12 protein-coding genes are annotated in these 18,345 nt (G+C 71.5%); 9 read left to right on the plus strand and 3 right to left on the minus strand.

All coding sequences use genetic code 11. The annotated features are described in order from the left end of the window. Positions 1-118: 118 nt before the first annotated feature. Positions 119-424 (minus strand): chorismate mutase, encoded by a 306-nt coding sequence (locus tag H577_RS0114195; RefSeq protein ID WP_029146500.1) that lies wholly within the window; start codon positions 422-424, stop codon positions 119-121. Between the two features lie 436 nt (positions 425-860). Here H577_RS0114195 and H577_RS0114200 point away from each other — a divergent pair, with 436 nt between their 5' ends. Then, positions 861-2,066 carry an AI-2E family transporter gene (locus H577_RS0114200; RefSeq protein ID WP_029146501.1) on the plus strand — a complete coding sequence of 402 codons (1,206 nt, stop codon included), beginning with the start codon at positions 861-863 and terminating at the stop codon, positions 2,064-2,066. Between the two features lie 344 nt (positions 2,067-2,410). Here H577_RS0114200 and H577_RS0114205 read toward each other — a convergent pair whose 3' ends face one another. Both H577_RS0114205 and H577_RS0114210 read right to left on the minus strand, forming a co-directional pair. Then, on the minus strand, positions 2,411-3,670 hold the full coding sequence (locus tag H577_RS0114205; protein ID WP_029146502.1) for a lactonase family protein: 1,260 nt from the start codon (positions 3,668-3,670) through the stop codon (positions 2,411-2,413). A gap of 89 nt (positions 3,671-3,759) precedes the next feature. After that, positions 3,760-5,043, minus strand: coding sequence for an adenylosuccinate synthase (locus H577_RS0114210; protein ID WP_029146503.1), 1,284 nt, complete (start codon positions 5,041-5,043; stop codon positions 3,760-3,762). 169 nt (positions 5,044-5,212) lie between these two features. Between H577_RS0114210 and H577_RS0114215 the strand changes: the two genes are divergently transcribed. The 8 genes from H577_RS0114215 (at position 5,213) to H577_RS0114250 (ending at position 18,243) form a co-directional block, all read left to right on the plus strand. Beyond that, entirely contained in the window at positions 5,213-7,675 is a 2,463-nt protein-coding gene (locus tag H577_RS0114215) for a tetratricopeptide repeat protein (protein ID WP_029146504.1), read from the plus strand. 191 nt (positions 7,676-7,866) lie between these two features. After that, positions 7,867-8,511, plus strand: coding sequence for a DUF1266 domain-containing protein (locus H577_RS17155; protein ID WP_156876673.1), 645 nt, complete (start codon positions 7,867-7,869; stop codon positions 8,509-8,511). 11 nt (positions 8,512-8,522) lie between these two features. Then, positions 8,523-9,599, plus strand: coding sequence for a hypothetical protein (locus tag H577_RS17160; protein ID WP_051192069.1), 1,077 nt, complete (start codon positions 8,523-8,525; stop codon positions 9,597-9,599). Positions 9,600-9,741: 142 nt separating this feature from the next. Further along, positions 9,742-11,172 (plus strand): argininosuccinate synthase, encoded by a 1,431-nt coding sequence (argG, locus tag H577_RS0114230; protein ID WP_029146505.1) that lies wholly within the window; start codon positions 9,742-9,744, stop codon positions 11,170-11,172. Positions 11,173-11,394: 222 nt separating this feature from the next. Next, positions 11,395-11,991: a TetR/AcrR family transcriptional regulator gene (locus H577_RS0114235; RefSeq protein WP_029146506.1), complete on the plus strand. Its 597-nt coding sequence runs from the start codon at positions 11,395-11,397 to the stop codon at positions 11,989-11,991. Then, positions 11,991-13,145, plus strand: a complete 1,155-nt coding sequence (locus H577_RS17985; RefSeq protein WP_211217944.1) for a hypothetical protein — start codon at positions 11,991-11,993, stop codon at positions 13,143-13,145. Before H577_RS0114235 ends, H577_RS17985 begins: the two co-directional genes overlap by 1 nt. Beyond that, the gene (locus H577_RS0114245) at positions 13,142-15,043 is read left to right on the plus strand and encodes a YhgE/Pip domain-containing protein (protein WP_029146507.1); all 1,902 of its coding nucleotides are present in this window, start codon (positions 13,142-13,144) and stop codon (positions 15,041-15,043) included. The genes H577_RS17985 and H577_RS0114245 overlap by 4 nt, the downstream gene beginning before the upstream one ends. Positions 15,044-15,477: 434 nt before the next feature. Then, positions 15,478-18,243 (plus strand): penicillin acylase family protein, encoded by a 2,766-nt coding sequence (locus tag H577_RS0114250; protein WP_084516306.1) that lies wholly within the window; start codon positions 15,478-15,480, stop codon positions 18,241-18,243. Positions 18,244-18,345 lie beyond the last annotated feature (102 nt).

The following is an 18,345-nucleotide window of genomic DNA, read 5'->3' on the forward strand; positions in this document are numbered from 1 at the left end:
CGGAATCGTCCGAAGTAGCCGCCATCCTCCGAACCCTGTGAGGGCCGTGATGGCGAGGTGCGCCGCCATCCTCCGAACCCTGTGAGTGGCGGCGGGAACTGGGGCGTGGGCCGAGTGCTCAGGCGTCGCCGGCGGCGGCCTCGTGATGCTGGATGACTTCGGCCACCACGAACGTGAACCACTTCTGGGCGAACTCGGGGTCGAGTTCGGCCTGCTCGGCCAGGCTGCGCAGCCGGGTGATCTGCTGCTCTTCGCGGGCCGGGTCGGCCGGGGGCATGCGGTTCGCGGCCTTGAGCCGACCGACCTGCTTGGTGCACTTGAACCGTTCGGCGAGCAGATAGATCAGTGCCGCGTCGATGTTGTCGATGCTGCCGCGCAACCGCTGCAGCGTGGCGATCGGATCGGCGTTCCCGGCGTCGGTCATGACGTCCCTTTCTGCATCGTGCGTTCCCGAGGGTATCGCGCCATGGCCGTATCCGCGGCACGCATGACGCAGCGCGAGATGGCCGGATGCCACCGGCCACCGCCTGCGGGGACGACCTCGGCGTTCTGCCCGGGCCGCTCCCACGCGCCGGGCCACGCGGCATCCCCCGCCGCACCGTGACGCGGCCGGATGCCGTGGGCGATGCGCCGAGCGAGGGCGGGCCCTCCCCGGGCTGCTTCACGCGCCCGGCCACGCGGCATCCCCCGCCGCACCGTGACGCGGCCGCATGCCGTGGGCGATGCGCCGGACGCGGGCGGGCCCTCCCCGGGCTGCTCCCACGCGCCCGGCCACGCGGCATCCCCGGCCGCACCGTGACGCGGCCGGACACCGTGGGTGATGCGCCGGACGCGGGCGGGCCCTCCCCTAGAGTGTGTGCATGAGCGACGCCACCGCATCGTCCGACACCGGCCCGGACGTTTCGACGCCGCAGGTCGCGGCATCCATCCCCGCCCCACAAGGGCTGAGCGCGCACGGCGGGGCGGAAACGGATGCCGTCGCCCGCCGTTCCGGCGAGGCCCTGCCCTCGCGTACGTTCTGGGCGAGCCTGAACCATCCGTTCGGCGTCGGGTTCTTCCTCACCCTGGGCGGGCTCGCCGCGTTCGTGGTGGGCCTGGCGATCTCGAACCTGTCGACGGTGATCATCTACGTCGTGTTCGCGCTGTTCTTCGCGCTCGGGCTCGACCCGCTCGTGCGCCTGCTGGAACGCCACGCGATCACGCGGGCGTGGAGCATCGTCATCGTCTACACCGGGTTCGCGCTCGTGCTGGTCGGCGTGCTGTGGCTGATCATCCCCACCGTGGTGCAGCAGATCACCGCGTTCGTCCGCGACATCCCGCGCCTGATCACCGAGTTCCAGGCCTCGGACGTGTTCGCCTGGCTCAAAGACAACTTCGGCGACCAGGTCGGCGACATCCTCAAGCAGATCCAGGGCTTCCTCACCGACCCCGGCAACATCGCAGCGATCGGCGGCGGCGTCGTGCAAGTGGGCGTCACGATCGGCACCACGATCTCGGGGATCATCATCATCCTGGTGCTGAGCCTGTACTTCCTGGCATCCCTGCCCGCCATGAAGGAGTCGTTCACGCGGTTGACCCCCGCGCGCAACCGCGAGAAGGTCGCGTCGTTGACCGAACAGATCACCACCTCGATCGGCGGCTACCTGGGCGGCATGGTGGTGCTCGCGTTCTTCAACTCGATCGTGGCGTTCCTGCTGTTCCTCATCCTGCAGCTGCCGTTCCCGCTGCTGATGGCGGTGGGCGCGTTCTGCATCACACTGATCCCGCTGGTCGGTTCGGTGCTGTTCTGGATCTTCGGGTCGATCATCGCGCTGTTCGCCAACCCGTTCGCGGCACTCATCTTCGCGATCGGATACCTCGTGTATATGCAGGTGGAGGCATACGTATTGACGCCGCGCGTGATGAACCGGGCGGTGTCGGTGCCCGGATCACTCGTCGTGATCGGCGCGCTCGTCGGCGGCACACTGCTCGGCCTGCTCGGCGCGCTCGTCGCCATCCCGGTGACCGCGTCGATTCTGCTGATCATCAAACAGGTGCTGATCCCCCGACAGGACGCCAAGGTCTGACCCGGCGCGAGGAGCTCAGTGCACAACTCCTCCAATCCCGGCACGAACCAGTCGCATGACGGCGATTCGGAGCCCTGCACAGCGAAAGTGGAGGAGTTCTGCGCGGCACACGCGCCGCGCACGTGCCCATCGCGCCGCGCACATGCCTGTCGCGCACTCGTGACGGGTACGACCCCGCGTGCATAACTCCTCCAATCCCGGCACGAACCAGTCGCGAGACGGTGATCCGGAGCCCTGCACAGCGAAAGTGGAGGAGTTCTGCACGGCGCACCCGCGCCGCACGTGCCCGTCGCGCCGGCACCCGCGCTGCGCACCCGGTACCCACCCGCGTCGCGGCGGCGAGCTCAGCGCAGCGGCATCAGGCAGGTCGGCGACGGCGCGGCGACGCGGCGCCGCACCCGCCCGGGAACGCCGGTGCGCAGGTCGAGGGTGAGCGAGGCCACCTCGTTCGAGCGCTGCCCGGCCACCAGCAACGTGTCGCGGATGACGGCGTGGTGGCGGGGCCAGTCCACGCCGGCCTCGACCAGCGCGACCGGCTGCAGCTGCGACCCGTCGCCGCGCACGCGCAGCACCGCGATGGTGTTCGACCCGCGCACACCCGCATACAGGTATTCGCCGTCGCCGGATGCCACCAGCTCCGCGGCCGCGTCGCCGTCGAGCAGTCCCGGGCCAAGCGGAACACCGCCGACCAGGCGCCAGGCGCCCGAGGCATCCGGTGCCAGCACGAACACCTCGCACGACAGCTCGGTGACGACATACAGGTGTCCACTCGGATGCCGGCGCATGTGCCGCGGCCCGGTGCTGCGCGGCAGCACGACCTGACCCACCGACCGCAGAGTGCCGTGCGCGTCGCGCCAGAACCGCACCAGGTCAAGGCCCATGTCGGTGGTGGCGATCAATCCGCCGGGCAGGAAGCAGGCCTGGTGCGCGCGCGACACGCGGGCGTCTTCGCCGGCCGGAGTTCCCTCGTCCCGGTCGCCCCGCGAGCCCAGCGCATGACGCGTATCCCGGTCGCCCCGCGAGCCCAGGTCGAGGCCCACGACGCCCTCACCTTCTCGCCGAGAGAACAACTGCTCGCCGAGAGAGCGGGTATTACCCGCATCCTCGGCGGTCCGTTGTTCTCTCGGCGCGGGGAAGGCGGCCAGGTTCGGCGCGGGGACGGCGGCCAGGTCGGGCTCGGCGTACGGGTCGGCTGCGGCCGGAGCGATCACCGGCGCGGACGGCCGGCCCGTGGCATCCACCGCCATGCGCACCACCCGGCCGTCGCCCCAGCACGACGCGACGAGATACTCCCCGCCCGGCGCCACCGCAACGTGGCAGACGAGGTCGCCCGCCGGCACCGGGTCGCCGAGCCGGGTGAAGGATGCCTCGCCGGTGCGCGCGAACGCCTGCACCGCGCCGTCGGCCTCAAGCGCGGCATAGACCACGTCGAGCCCGGGGTGTGGGCTCACCCACGATGGGGAGCCACCGGTGGCCGCGGCGTCCGGGGCGAACGCGAGCTGGCCCCACGCGAACGGTTCGTCGGCGGCGCCGGCCGTGAGCAGACCGATGCCGGTGGCGGCTCCGTCCATGTCGGCGGTGTAGCCGCCGGTGAGAAAGCGCATGTGGTCTCCTTCTGTGACGACCCGCGGTGCGCCCGTCCCAGTCGTCGCGGGCCCCACCCCACCGGTGCACGCGGAGCGCGCCGGCGCGGTCAGACCAGGTCGTGCCGCACGACCACGGCGTCGCGGGCCGCGCCCACGCCGATCACCGAGATGCGGGTGCCGCTCATCGCCTCGAGCGCGAGCACGTACTCCTGCGCAGTGGTCGGCAGTTCGTCGAACGAGCGGGCGCCCGAGATGTCTTCGCTCCAGCCGGGCAGGTACTCGTAGATCGGGGTCGCGTGGTGGAAGTCGGTCTGGTTCACCGGCACCTCGTCGAAGCGCCGCCCCTCGACGTCGTAAGCGACACACACCGGGATGCGCTCGAGCCCGGTGAGGATGTCGAGCTTGGTGAGCACCAGATCGGTGATGCCGTTGATGCGGGTGGCGTACCGGGTGACCGGGGCGTCGTACCAGCCCACCCGGCGCGGCCGGCCTGTCGTGGTGCCGAACTCGAACCCGCGCGAACGCAGCCACTCGCCCGACTCGTCGAACAGCTCGGTGGGGAACGGACCCGACCCGACCCGGGTGGTGTACGCCTTGACGATGCCGACGATGCGGTCGAGCCGGTTGGGACCGACGCCCGATCCGGTGGCGGCTCCCCCGGCCGTCGCCGACGACGAGGTGACGAACGGGTATGTGCCGTGGTCGATGTCGAGCATCGTGGCCTGGCCGCCCTCGAACACCACGACGTCACCGGCGTCCAGCGCCTGGTTCAGCAGCAGCGCGGTGTCGGCGACCATCGGCCGCAGCCGGTCGGTGTACGACAGCAGGTCATCGACGACCTCGTCGACGGTGATCGCCCGGCGGTTGTACACCTTGAGCAGCAGGTGGTTCTTCTGGTCGAGGGCGCCCTCGACCTTCTGCCGCAGGATGTTCTCGTCGAACAGGTCCTGCACCCGGATGCCGACGCGGTTGATCTTGTCGGCGTACGTCGGTCCGATGCCGCGCCCGGTCGTACCGATCTGCCGCTTGCCGAGGAACCGTTCGGTCACCTTGTCGAGGGTGCGGTGGTACTGGGTGATGATGTGCGCGTTGGCGCTCACGCGCAGGCGCGAGACATCCACCCCCCGCGCGGTCAACGCCTCGAGCTCGGCGAACAGCACCTCGAGGTCGACGACGACACCGTTGCCGATCACCGGGTTGACGCCGGGGCTCAGGATGCCACTGGGCAACAGGTGCAGGGCATACTTCTCGTCGCCGACCACGACCGTGTGACCGGCGTTGTTGCCGCCGTTGAACTTCACGACCCAATCGGTGCGATCGCCGAGCAGATCGGTGGCCTTGCCCTTTCCTTCGTCACCCCATTGGACTCCGACGATGACGATTCCTGGCATGAGTGGACCCCCGGGGCTCGTGGAACGGGTTACGCCCCATCCTATCGGCCGGGTGCGACGCCGTCGGGTGAGAGGCGGGCTGCCTCCAGCGCGAGCGGGCGCTGCCCGGCACCGCGACGGCCGACCCGCCTGCGGCACCGCGGCAGGCCGGCGCGCTACCGTGAACGACGTGCGCAGGCCGGCCGACGACTCCTCCGAAGCCGATCCGCTGCGCGCCGTGACCGCCCTGCCCGAGCTGATCGCGGCGCTGAACGCGCTGCGCGAACGGTCCGGGTCGCCGTCGTTCGGCGAGATCACCCGCCGCATCGGCGTGATCCGCAGCCGCCGCGGACAATCCGCATCCGGCCTTCCCGGCCGTGTCACGGTGTACGACGCGTTCCGCCCCGACCGACGCCGCGTCGACGTCGACCTGATCGCCGACATCGCCCAGGCGCTGGGCGCCGACCCGCGGCCCTGGCGCGACACGTGCATCGCCCTGGGCCCTGCCACCGGCAGCGGCCCCACCGCCACGGTGCGCACCGGCCTTCCTGAGCCGGTCGCCGTGTTCACCGGTCGCGACGAGGATCTGCGCACGGTGCTCGAGGGCGGTCCGGTCGTCACGATCGACGGGTTGGCCGGCATCGGCAAGACCGAGCTGGCCGTGCAGGCGGCCCGGGCCCTGCAGCACGCGTCGGCGGCAGGCATCCTGTTCGTGAACCTGCACGGATACGACGCGCACCGGCCGGCCGCCGCGCCCGGACCCGTGCTGGGCGGCCTGCTGCGCGCCCTGGGCGCACCCGCCGAGCAGGTGCGTGCCCTGACGACCTCCGACCGCGCGGTGTTGTATCGGCGGCTGACCCGCGAGAACCCGCACATCGTGGTGCTCGACAACGCCGTCGACGCCGATCAGGCGCGTCCGCTGCTGCCGGATGCCACCGCCTCGCGCGCGATCGTCACCTCGCGCCGCGTGCTCACCGAGCTGGGCGCGACGCGCGTCGCGCTGACGCCGATGGATGCCTCGGCCTCGGCCGCGCTGCTGTGCGCCACGATCGGGCCTGAGCGTGCCGCCGCCGAACCCGACGCGGTGGCCGAACTGGCCGCGATCGTCGGTGGGCTGCCGCTCGGGCTCGTGCTCACCGGCGCACTGGTGGCCGGGCGGCCGGAGTGGTCACTGACCGATCATGCCCGGCGGCTGCGCACGCTGCCGCAGGCCGACGCCGTCGACCGGGCGCTCGAGGCCTCGTACGCCCGCCTCGACCCGGTGCCGCAGCGGGTGCTGCGGCTGCTCGCCCTGCACCCCGGCCCGAACGCCGGCGCTGCTGATGTGGCGGCGCTGGCCGGCCTGGGCGAGGGTGAGGCCTCGGCCGCCCTGGCGACCCTGGCCGCCGAGAACCTGATCCTGCCCGGCGACGGCGGCACCGTGCGGCTGCACGATCTGGTGCGCGCGTTCGCGTGGCAGCGTCTGCACCACGAGGTGCCGTACTCGCAGCAGCGGGTGGCGATGGCGCGCCTGGGCGAACGGTTGCGCGATCGCGCCCGCGACGACGCACTGTCGGGCAGGTCGACGCCCGAGGCCGACACCACGTGCACGGTGGGGTGCGCGATGTGGCTGGCGGATGCCGGTGAGCACGAGCTGGCCGCGCGGATCGCGGCCTCGATCAGCCGTGCGCTCGACGAGCAGGCGCGGTCGGACGAGGCCGACGCGCTCTACACCCGCGTGCTCGGCGACGCCCCGGCCGCAGCCCGCTCGGTGCTGCTGCTGAACCGGTCGATCGCCCGGTACAACCTCGGTCGGTACACGGAGTCGATCGCCGACGCGGCCGCGGTGCTCACCGACGCGAACGCCAAGCCGGTGCACCGGCTCAACGCGCAGCTGACGCTCGGCAACGTCGACAAGCGCACCGGCCGCTACGGCGATGCGCTGCGGCATTACACGGCGGCGCTCGCCGAGGCCGCGCCGCTCGGCGACGACGCGGCGTTGGCCTCGACGCTGCTGAGTGTGGCCGACGTGCACCGGGTGCGCGGCGAGGTGAGGCTGTGTCTCGAGCTCGGCGAGCGCGGACTGGAGGTGGCCACCCGGTGCGGCAACCGGTTCTTGCAGGGGGCCGCGCACAGCAATCTCGGTCTGCTGCACGCACGGCGCGGCGAGGCGGGGCCGGCCCGGGCGCACATCGCCGCGGCGCTGGAGCAGGCCCGAACCGACGGCGTGCCCGACACCGAGTGCGCCACCCTGAACGCGCAGGGCGACCTGCACCGGGCGCTCGGCGACTGGGCGGCCGCCGAGGCGTCGGATACCGCGGCCCTGCAGCTCGCGCGGCGCACCGGCAACATGCCGCTGGTGGCCAGCGCCCTCGTCGGCCTCGCGATCGCCCGGCTGCGGCAGGGGCGCGTGCCCGAGGCATCCGCCGACGTCGCCGAGGCCCTCGCCGTCGCCGATGCGATCGGCGATCGGGAGGTGCGGGCGCTGGTGCGGATGACACAGGCCGCGCTGTGCGGTGCGGTCGGGGCGGGAGGCACACCGGGGGACGCTCCGATGCGCTCCGAGCTGCTGGCCGAGGCCGAGCAGATCGCGCACGCGCTCGGCGACCCGTACCTGCTCGACCTGCTCGCCGATACCCGCGCCGGTCGCGGCATGTTCGCCCCCGCCGGCTGAGCGTCGCGCGTTCGGGCTTGTTCGGGGTGTTCGGCGTCCGTGCCGGCGCGGCCGCACGATGGCCTGGCCGGGTGCTCGAGGCACCGTGCCCGACGCACCGCGCCGGACGTCGTGCCCAGGCACCGTGCCCGACGCACCGTGCCCGACGCACCGAGCGCGGCGCATACCGGCCTGACCCGAGGAGGACATCCGTGTTCGGACGGAAAGTGAAGGCGTTCGTCGCGCAGAACCGCGTGAGCGAGGACCAGGAGAAGCTGCTCGGCCTGGGGGCCGGGATCGTGGGTCTCGCACTGCCGTCGGCCGCGACGATCGTGTTGGAGTGGTACGGCAAGCCCAAGTACATCGCGATGGCGCTGCGGCAGGCGTGGGACATCACCGACGCCGCGAGCGCCCGTGAGACGATCTCGCGACTGCTCGCCGGCGGGCATCGTGTGAAATTCGCCGACGCGCTCGAGGCGGTGCGCTCGGGCCGTACGACAAACGAGGCGTATGCCAAGACGCTCGCCGACGCCGAGCGTCACGGCTTCACGTCCGCCGAGCTCGAGGCGTGCGACACCATCAGCGCCTGGGATTACGACCGCGTCGCCGGCGTCGCCCGGCAGGCGCACGGGGCCGGGTATCTCGCCGCCGACGAGGTGTGGCAGATCCTCGGCGATCTGGCGCCGGTGGTGCGCGGCGAGTTCGACGACTGGCGCTCCTACGCCGCCTCGATCGCCGTCGGCCGGGCGATCTGCTACGGCGGCGACCCGTTCGACATCCTGTTCTCGCTCGAGACGCAGCTGACGGCCAAGAACGGCGACACGCCCTGGACGCGGCATCCGCTCACCGAACTCTGAAGGCGCGACAGATGGATGCCGGCTCGCTCGACGCCCCGGTGACCGCCGCCGACGTCGCCGCCTACAACGCGGCGCGCGGTGAGGCCGGCCTGACGCCGGTGGCCTCGCCGCGGCGGGTGGCGCTGGGCCTGGGCGTCGGGTTCGCGGTGGCGGCCGCGGTCGCGGGGGTCGTGGCATCCGCTCTGCTGCCGGACTGGCCGTTGTGGCTTCTGATTCCCCTGATCGTCGCGGTGCTCGCGCTGTGGTGCTCGCTCACGTACCGGCGGCTGGCCGCGGCCGACACCGCCCAGATCAAGCTGGCGCGGCTGGCGGCCCACAACCGGTGGACGTTCTGGCCGGTGCTGCGTGCCGGCCAGCGCTACCTGCCCTCGGCGGTGTTGCGCGCCGGCAAGAACGCGACGAACACCGGCGTACTGATCGGCCGCGACGACGGCGTCGAGTTCACGCTCGGGGGCCACACCGCCACCATCGAGCGGGCGGGCTCGACACACATCGTGTCGTTCGACTTCGCCGAGCTGAAGCTGCCGGCACCGGTGCCGCACATGATCCTCGCGAACCGCCGGGCGGGGGTGTTCGCCGCGACCGACGTGTCGTTCGACCGTCGGCAGCGGCTGAGCCTGGAGGGTGATTTCGACCGCACGTTCGCGCTGTACTGTCCGCGCGAGTACGAGCGCGACGCGCTCTATGTGTTCACGCCCGACCTGATGGCGCTGTTCCTGGATGTCGCACCCGACTGCGAAGTCGAGCTGGTCGACGACCGCGCCTACCTGTTCGCCGCGTCGGCGCCGCTCGATGACCGGGCGGTGTTCGAGGCACGGTTCGCCGCGCTGCGGATGCTCGCCGACCGGCTGCGGCGGCGCACCGAGAACTACCTCGACGAGCGCAGCGGGGCGTCCTCGACCCTGTCCGCGCCTCGGCGTCCGGCGTCCCCGCGGGTGGCCGGCCGCGGCCGGCGCCTGCGAACCGGACTGACCGTGCGCGACGGCATCGCCATCGCGGTCGGGGCCGCCTGCGCGATCGGCCTGATCGTGTACGGGCTCATGCACCCCGAGATGCTCGCGCACATGCACGTCCGTCTGCACATATGACCGGTTCGGCCCGGGTCGTGCAGGCGGCGCAGGGGGCTGAGGGGGTGGATGCCACATCCACCCCCTCGGTGTGAATGCGGGCGTCCTACCCATACGCTCGCGGCGAACGGCGGCGGTCGCGCCGCTTTGTAGGATTGAGGCCATGTCCAAGGTCCTGCAGTCCCTGCCCGTCGGCGAGCGCGTCGGCATCGCCTTCTCGGGGGGACTCGACACCTCCGTCGCCGTCGCATGGATGCGCGAGGCCGGCGCGGTGCCCTGCGCCTACACCGGCGACCTCGGCCAGCCCGACGAGACCGACATCGCATCGATCCCCGACCGCGCCCTGCAGTACGGCGCCGAGGTGGCACGGCTGGTGGACTGCAAGCGCGCCCTGGTCGAAGAGGGGTTCGGCGCGCTGGCGTGCGGCGCGTTCCACATCCGCAGCGGCGGGCGCACCTACTTCAACACCACGCCGATCGGCCGCGCGGTCACCGGCACGCTGTTGGTGCGCGCCATGAAAGAAGACGGCGTCGACATCTGGGGCGACGGCTCGACCTACAAGGGCAACGACATCGAGCGGTTCTACCGCTACGGGCTGCTGGCCAATCCGGCGCTGCGCATCTACAAGCCGTGGCTCGACCCCGATTTCGTGGGCGAGTTGGGCGGCCGGCAGGAGATGAGCGAGTGGCTGGTCGCGCACGGTTTTCCGTACCGCGCGTCGGCCGAGAAGGCGTACTCGACCGACGCGAACATCTGGGGCGCGACGCACGAGGCCAAGACCCTTGAGCACCTGGACGTCTCGCTCGAGACGGTCGAGCCGATCATGGGCGTACGGTTCTGGGATGCCACGGTGCAGATCGATCCCGAAGACGTCACGGTCAGCTTCGAGGCGGGGCGTCCGGTGGCGCTGAACGGCGTCGAGTTCGCCGATCCGGTCGAGCTGGTGCTCGAGGCGAACCGCATCGGCGGGCGCCACGGTCTGGGCATGAGCGACCAGATCGAGAACCGCATCATCGAAGCCAAGTCGCGCGGCATCTATGAGGCGCCGGGCATGGCGCTGCTGTTCATCGCGTACGAGCGCCTGGTCAACGGCATCCTGAACGAAGACACCCTGGCCACGTATCACGAGCAGGGCCGGCGACTGGGCCGGCTGATGTATGAGGGGCGTTGGCTCGAGCCGCAGGCGCTCATGCTGCGCGAGTCGATCCAGAAGTGGGTGGGGTCGTCGATCACGGGCACCGTGACGCTGCGGCTGCGTCGCGGTGACGACTACACGATCCTCGACACGACCGCGCCGAATCTGTCGTACGCGCCCGAGAAGCTGTCGATGGAACGGGTCGGTGACGCCGCGTTCGGACCGGTCGACCGCATCGGCCAGCTCACCATGCGCAACCTCGACATCGCCGACTCGCGCGGACGACTCGAGCAGTACGCCTCGCTGGGCCTGATCGGCGGCGCGACCGCCGACCTGGTCGGCACGCTGCAGCAGGGCGCCGCCGATGAGATCTCCGAGGCCGGAGCCGACACACAGCGCGCGGCCGCCGCGGTGAACGAGGCCGTCGAGGGCGCCGCGTTCGACGCCGGCACCGACTGACGCGCGCGGAGTCGCTCCGTTCCCGGGCGGCGTCCCCTCCCCCGCGATCCAGCACCCTCCCCCACAGAGTCGGCGCAAAGTGCGGGTTCCGGGCGCGCCGACCCACACTTCGCGACGACTTCTCACCACCGCGGACGCCGCAGCATCCCGAACCTGAGAACAGGCACGGTTGCGTGCCATCCGTTTGTGCACAGCACTGTGCAAGTTGTACGCTGGCTGGTCGTGACCACACCGCAGCCACCGCGCCGACGGGATGCCGCCGAGAACCGCGCGGGCATCCTCATCGCCGCCGTCGCCGTGCTCGCCGACGACCCGCACGCCTCGGTCGAAGAGATCGCGCGCGCCGCCGGGCTCTCGCGGCGCGCGTTCTACGGACACTTCGATGACCGCGAAGCCGTGGTGCGCGCCGTGCTCGGCGCCGGCGCCGAACGCTTCAACGCGATCGCGCAGGCCGTGTCGGACGACGATCCGCGACGGGCGCTGGCACAGCTGGCGCGCGGACTGTGGGATGAGGCGCAGCACGTGCACGTGGCCGTCGCGATCGCCCTCGATGAGCGACATGGACCGCTGACCGCCCAGGCGCTGGCACCGGTGCGGGCGCGACTGGCCGAGATCTGCGAGCGCGGCTACGCGCAGCGGGTGCTGCGCCGGGACGTGCCGCCCGAGGTCACCGCCCGGCTGGTCGAAGAGGCCGCGCGGGGCGTCATCACCCACGTCGACCCCGAGATCTCGCGCACGCACCGGCTCCCCGAACGAGCGGTGCTCGCGGCGGCGGGTCTGGGGTGGCACGAGATCGACGAGCTGATCGGAGAGCGCTGATGCGCATCGAACTGCACGAGGTGACCAAAGGCCGCCGCGCCCTCGCCCTGCCGGCCACGAGCGTGGTCTTCGAGACCGAACGCCCGCAGCTGGCCATCGCCGAGACCGAGCAGCGCCCCACCGTGCTGGGTCTGATCGCCTCGGGCCGCATGGGCGCCGACACCGGCACCGTGACGATCGACGGGCGGGCGGATGCCGCGCGCCTGCGGCGCCAGGTCGCCCTCGTCGACGCACCGGACGTCTGCGACCCGGCGCCCGACGTCACCGTCGCCGGCATCGCGTGCGAAGAGCTGATGTTCGCCGGGCGTCCGTCGAACCCGATCTCGGCCCGGCGCTGGCTCGAGGCGAACGGGTTCGGCCCCTACGCTCGCACGCCGGTCGCCGACATCCCGCCGCACGTGCGCATCGCCCTGCTGCTCGAACTGACCGCGTTGCGTGACGAGGTTCGCGGCATGGTGCTCGTCTCGCCCGACCGCCACGGCGGCGACCCGATCGCCTGGTGGCGACTGGTCGAGGAATTCGCCCGCCGCGGCTACGCGATGCTCGCGATCGCCGGCGTCGCCTCGGCCATGGTGCTGCGAAGGGATGCCTCCGTCTCGGGCCCCGTGCCAGAGCCCGGATCGGTGCCGGAAGGAGAATCCGCCCAGAGCAGGAATTCTCATCGATCAGATCTCCTGCCCTCGCCGGAATCTCCTGTCCTCACCGGAGGTGAGCCCGCGCACGAGGATCCTGCACCCGCGCGCGACACGGAGGAAGAGGCACCCGAACGGGGCCCACAACCTGAGTCCGGATCGGTGCCGGAAGGAGAATCCGCCCAGAGCAGGAGTTCTCATCGATCAGATCTCCTTCCCTCGCCCGAATCTCCTGCTCTCACCGGAGGTGAGCCCGAGCACGAGTCCGAGCCCCAGCCCGACCACGAGCATCCTGAACCCGCGCACAACACGGCGGAAGAGGTGCCCGGACACGGCCCGCAACCTGAGCCCGGATCGGCGCTGGAAGGAGAATCGGGCCACAGCAGGAGTTCTCATCGATCAGATCTCCTGCCCTCGCCCGAATCTCCTGCTCTCACCGGAGGTGAGCCCGAGCGCGAGGCCGAGCAGCCCAAGCCCCATCCCGAGCCCGAGTCCCGCCCCGCCCCCGAGGAGGACCGATGAAGATCCCGGCCATGATCTCGGCCGAGCTGCGCCGGCTGACCTCCACGAAGATGGGCACGCTCGCGCTGATCGCGCTGATGTGCGTGCCGATCCTGTACGGCGGCCTGTACCTGTGGGCCAACCAGGACCCGTACGGCAAGTTCAGCGACGTGCCGGTCGCGCTCGTCGTCGACGACGTGGGCACGCCGGCCTCCGGTTCGTCCGCGGCGACCAACTACGGCGACCGGGTCGCCGAAGAGCTGCTTCAGGGCAAGGCGTTCGACTGGCGCAGGATGTCGGCGGCCGAGGCCGAGCGGGCCGTGCACGACGGCGCGGTGGACTTCACCGTGACGCTGCCGAAGGACTTCTCGGCCGCGCTCACCAGCGTCGCCGGCGACCATCCGCACCAGGCGACGATCGAGCTCGAGACCAACGACGCCAACAACTACCTGGCATCGACGATCGGCACACAGGCGGTGGAGAAGATCCGCCGCAGCGTCGCCGAACTCGTCGGCAAAGAGGCCGCGGGGCGGCTGTTGACCGCCCTGTCGGACGTGCGTGCCAGTCTGGGCACGGCGGCCGACGGGGCCGCGAAGCTCACCGACGGTGCGGCCACCGCACAGTCCGGCGCCGCACGCCTCGACGACGGGGCGGGCACGCTCGCCACCGGCACCGCCGAACTCGCGTCAGGCGCCAAGACGGTGGCGGCCGGGGCGGCAGACCTTGCCCCTGGCGCGCGCACACTGGCGAACGGGGCGCACCAGGTGGCATCCGGCAACGCCACCCTCGCCGGGTACGCCGACGAGGCGGGAACGGCGGTGCAGCAGGCGACCGACGCGCTGCCGCGGCTGCGGGCGGATGTCGCCGCCGACCTGGCCGCGCAGGGCCTCAGCCCGCAGCAGATCGACCGGGTGCTCGCCCGGCTCGACCGGGTGGCCGGCGCCGTGCGCGAGGGCAACGCCAAGGTGCAGACCGCGGTGGGCAAGGTCGACCAGCTCGCCGCGGGCGCCGCCCAGGTCGCGAGCGGCGCCGACCGCCTGGCCGACGGGGCGGGCAGACTCGCCGACGGCACCGCACAGGTCGCCGCGGGCGCGGGCACCGCGGCATCCGGTGCCGCCCGACTGCACGACGGCGCCGGCGAACTCGCCGACGGGCTCGGCACCCTGCACAATGGTGCGGCGCAGCTGCGGGACGGTCTGCGTGACGGAGTGCACAAGCTGCCGGACTCGACGGCCGACCTGAGGTCACTGCAGGCCACGACCATCTCGGACCCGGTCGCGGTCGAGACCAGCCGGCTCACCGCCGCCGAGGACTACGGCGCGGGGCTGGCCCCGTTCTTCGCCGCGCTGGCCGGCTGGATCGGCATCTATGCGCTGTTCCTCATCGTCAAACCGGTGTCGCGGCGGGCCGTCACCGCGCTGCGCACTCCGCTGCGGGTGACCGCCGCCGGGTGGATGACGCCCGCCGTGCTCGGCGGCATCCAGATGGTGGCGCTGTTCGGGGTGCTCGCGCTGGCCCTCGGCCTCGGATTCGCGCACCCCTGGGGAACGCTCGGCGTCATGGTCGCGGCATCCTTCACCTACACGGCCATCATCCTCGCGCTGAACGTGTGGCTCGGGTCGGTGGGCCAGTTCCTCGGCCTGGTGATCATGGTGCTGCAGCTGGTGACCGCAGGCGGCACGTTCCCCTGGCAGACACTGCCGGCGCCCCTGGTGGGGCTGCACCACGTGCTGCCGATGGGGTACGTGGTCGACGCGATGCGGCAGCTGATGTACGGCGGCGACCTGGCCCGCGCGGGCACCGACCTGCTCGTGCTGGGCGCATGGCTGGCCGGATCGCTCGTGCTCGCGGCACTGGGTGTCGTGCGCATGACACACCGCCGCACCCTGCGCGACCTGCAGCCCAGCCTGATCGGGTAGCGGCGCGGAGCCGCGGAAGCTGCCGTCGGGCGGATCGGGCGGGTCGGGCGGCTGCCTCTGGGTCGAGCGGATGCCTTCGGGCCGAGCGGACTCGACGGAGTCGGGCGGAGCGGCGGCGGATCCGTCTGGCTCGAGCGGATGCCTCTGGGTCGAGCGGATGCGTCCAGGTCGGGTGGAGGGGCGGCGGATGCGTCCGGGTCGGACGGAGGGGCGGGCGGTGCGTCCAGGTCGAGCGGACTCGTCTGGATCGGGCGGAAACGTCCGGCATCGTCCGGCATCGACAAACCGCGGCCGCCGCGTCGGCGCGGCGTTCGTGCGAAAAGTGAGCGGGCCCCGGGGCCGCTCGGGCGTGACGATACGATGCGAGGACGCCGCGGCGCGCCCGACTCGCGGCATCCCGCCACGGAGACAGGTCAATGCCGAACGATCCGCACATGCCCGACCCCGACACCACGGAGGCCGTGACCAGCCGCTCGCGGCGGCACAGCGCCGACACCGGAACGAGCCGCACGACCGGTACGACCGGCCCGACGGACATCACCGGCCCGACGGACGTCAGCGGCGCGACCGGCGCCGGCGGCCCGACCGGCCCCACCGGTACGACCACCGAAGTGAAGCCGAAGCGTCCGCTCGGCCGCACCATCGGCATCGCAGCGTTCGGCGTGGTCGCCGGCCTGGTCGTGATCGCCCTCGTCGCGGCGGGGTTCGTCGCCTTCACCATCCAGCGCTCGTTCCCGACCCTCGACGGCTCGGTCACCGCCAAGGGGCTGCACGCGAAGGTCACCGTGCTGCGCGATGACCGTGGCATCCCGACCCTGCAGGCCGACGACACCCACGACCTGTTCTTCGCGCAGGGGTATGTGCACGCGCAAGACCGGTTCTGGGAGATGGACTTCCGCCGGCACGTCACCAGCGGGCGTCTGTCGGAGCTGTTCGGCGCCTCGCAGCTGGGCACCGACAGGTTCTTGCGCACGCTGGGCTGGCGCACGGTCGCCGAGAAGGAGGTCGACCTGCTCTCGGCCGACGCGAAGGCGTATTACCAGGCGTACGCCGACGGTGTGAACGCGTACCTGGCCGATCACCAGGGCGCGGCGGCATCGCTGGAGTACGCCGTTCTCGGCCTGCAGAACCCCGACTACACGATCGAGAAGTGGACCATCGCCGACTCGCTCGCGTGGCTGAAGGCGATGGCCTGGGACCTGCGCTCGAACCTCGAAGAGGAGACCGGCCGCGCCCTGCTCGCCGGGCACTACTCGGCCGAGCAGATCGCCGAGCTGTACCCGAGCTACCCGTACGACCAGAACCCGGTGATCGTTCCGACGCTCACCGCCGACGCGCCCAAGCCGACGACCGGCGCGGCCGTGGCGCCGGCGCTCAGCGACCACACCGCGCAAGACGAGGCATCCACCGCCGACGCCTCGATCGCCTGGACCGAGGTGCACGACGTCGTCGCCGCCGCCGACGCGTTGGTGGGCGGAGCCGGCGAAGGCATCGGGTCGAACTCGTGGGTGGTCTCGGGCGATCTCACCGCCAGCGGCAAACCACTGCTGGCCAACGACCCGCACCTGGGCGCGGCGATGCCGAGCATCTGGCACCAGATCGGGCTGCGCTGCCGCACTGTGTCACCGCAGTGCCCGTTCGACGTGGCCGGGTTCGGCTTCTCGGGCGTACCGGGCGTGATCATCGGCCACAACTCCACGATCGCGTGGGGTTTCACCAACCTCACCACCGATGTGAGTGACCTGTATCTCGAGAGGGTGCAGGGTGACAAGTACTGGCGCGACGGCAAGCTCGTGCCGCTTCAGATCAGCCACGAGACCATCAAGGTCGCCGGCGGCAAGGATGTCTCACTCGAGATCCGCGCGACGAACAACGGCCCGATCATCTCGAGCGTGAACGACGACTTCGCCCAGATCGCGGCCGACCCGCACACCGCCACCGCGGGGTCGGTCACCGCCCCGGCGAGCGCGCCCGAAGGTGAGACCGCGGTCGCGCTGAAGTGGACCGCGCTGACCCCGGGCACCACCGCCGAGGCGATCTTCACCCTCGACACGGCGCAGGACTTCGCCGGATTCCGTGCCGCAGCCGCCCAGTTCGACGTGCCCGCGCAGAACCTGATCTATGCCGACACCGACGGCAACATCGGCTACCAGGCTCCGGGCAAGCTGCCGATCCGCGGCGACGGCGACGGGTCGATGCCGCAGCCGGGCTGGGACTCCGCCTACGACTGGAAGGGCTTCATCCCGTTCGACAAGCTGCCGGTCTCGTACAACCCCGACGCCGGCTACATCGTCACCGCGAACAACGCGATCGTCGGCAAGGACTACCCGTACTTCCTCACGAACGACTGGGACTACGGCTGGCGGGCGGCGCGCATCGTCGATCTCATCCAGCGCACCTCGGCGTCGCACAAGCTGACCGTCGACGACATGCGCGCGATCCAGGCCGACACCGACTTCTGGATGGGTAAGAAGCTGATCGCCGCCTACAGCGACATCTCGGTCGACGACGACGACGTGCAGGCCGCCCTCGACCTGTTCGATCTGTGGGACGGGCACAACGATGCCGGTTCGGCCGCCGCCGCGTACGCGAACGTGCTGTGGGACGAGCTGGCGCAAGACCTGTTCGCACGTCGCGACGTGCCGACGTCCACGTCGGATCAGGCGCGGTTGTTCCTGGTGGTGAGCACGCTGCTGCAGAACCCCGACTCGCCCTGGTGGACGAACGAGAAGATCGGCGTCACCGGCATGCACGACATGCTCGTGAAGGCCGCGACCGACGCCACCCACCGACTGCAGAAGCTGCAGGGGACGCGCCCCGAGGGGTGGAGCTGGGGCGGCCTGCACACCCTCACGCTCACCAGCGGCACGTTCGGGTCGAGCGGCATCCCGCCGATCGAGTGGCTCTTCAACCGGGGCCCCTACCCCGTCGGTGGCGGGTCGAGTGTGGTGGATGCCACGGGCTGGTCGATCGGTGACGGATTCGACGTCGTCACGGTGCCGTCGATGCGCATGGTGATCGATGTGGCCGACTTCGACGCGTCGACATGGACGAACCTGTCGGGCAACAGCGGCCACGCGTTCCATCCGAACTACCAGGACCAGGCGCAGGCGTGGCAGCAGGTGCAGGGCCTGCCGTGGGCGTACTCCGCCAAGGCCGTGAAGGCCGATGCCACCCACACCCTCGTGCTCACGCCGTAGCCCGCACCGGCGGCAGGCCCGCGTCTGTGACGCACCGGCGGCAGGCCCGCGTCTGTGACGCACCGGCGGCAGGCTCGCGATGCTCGCGATGCGAGAGCAGCG

It is taken from the genome of Microbacterium luticocti DSM 19459, assembly GCF_000422405.1.
Taxonomy (GTDB): Bacteria; Actinomycetota; Actinomycetes; order Actinomycetales; family Microbacteriaceae; genus Microbacterium; species Microbacterium luticocti.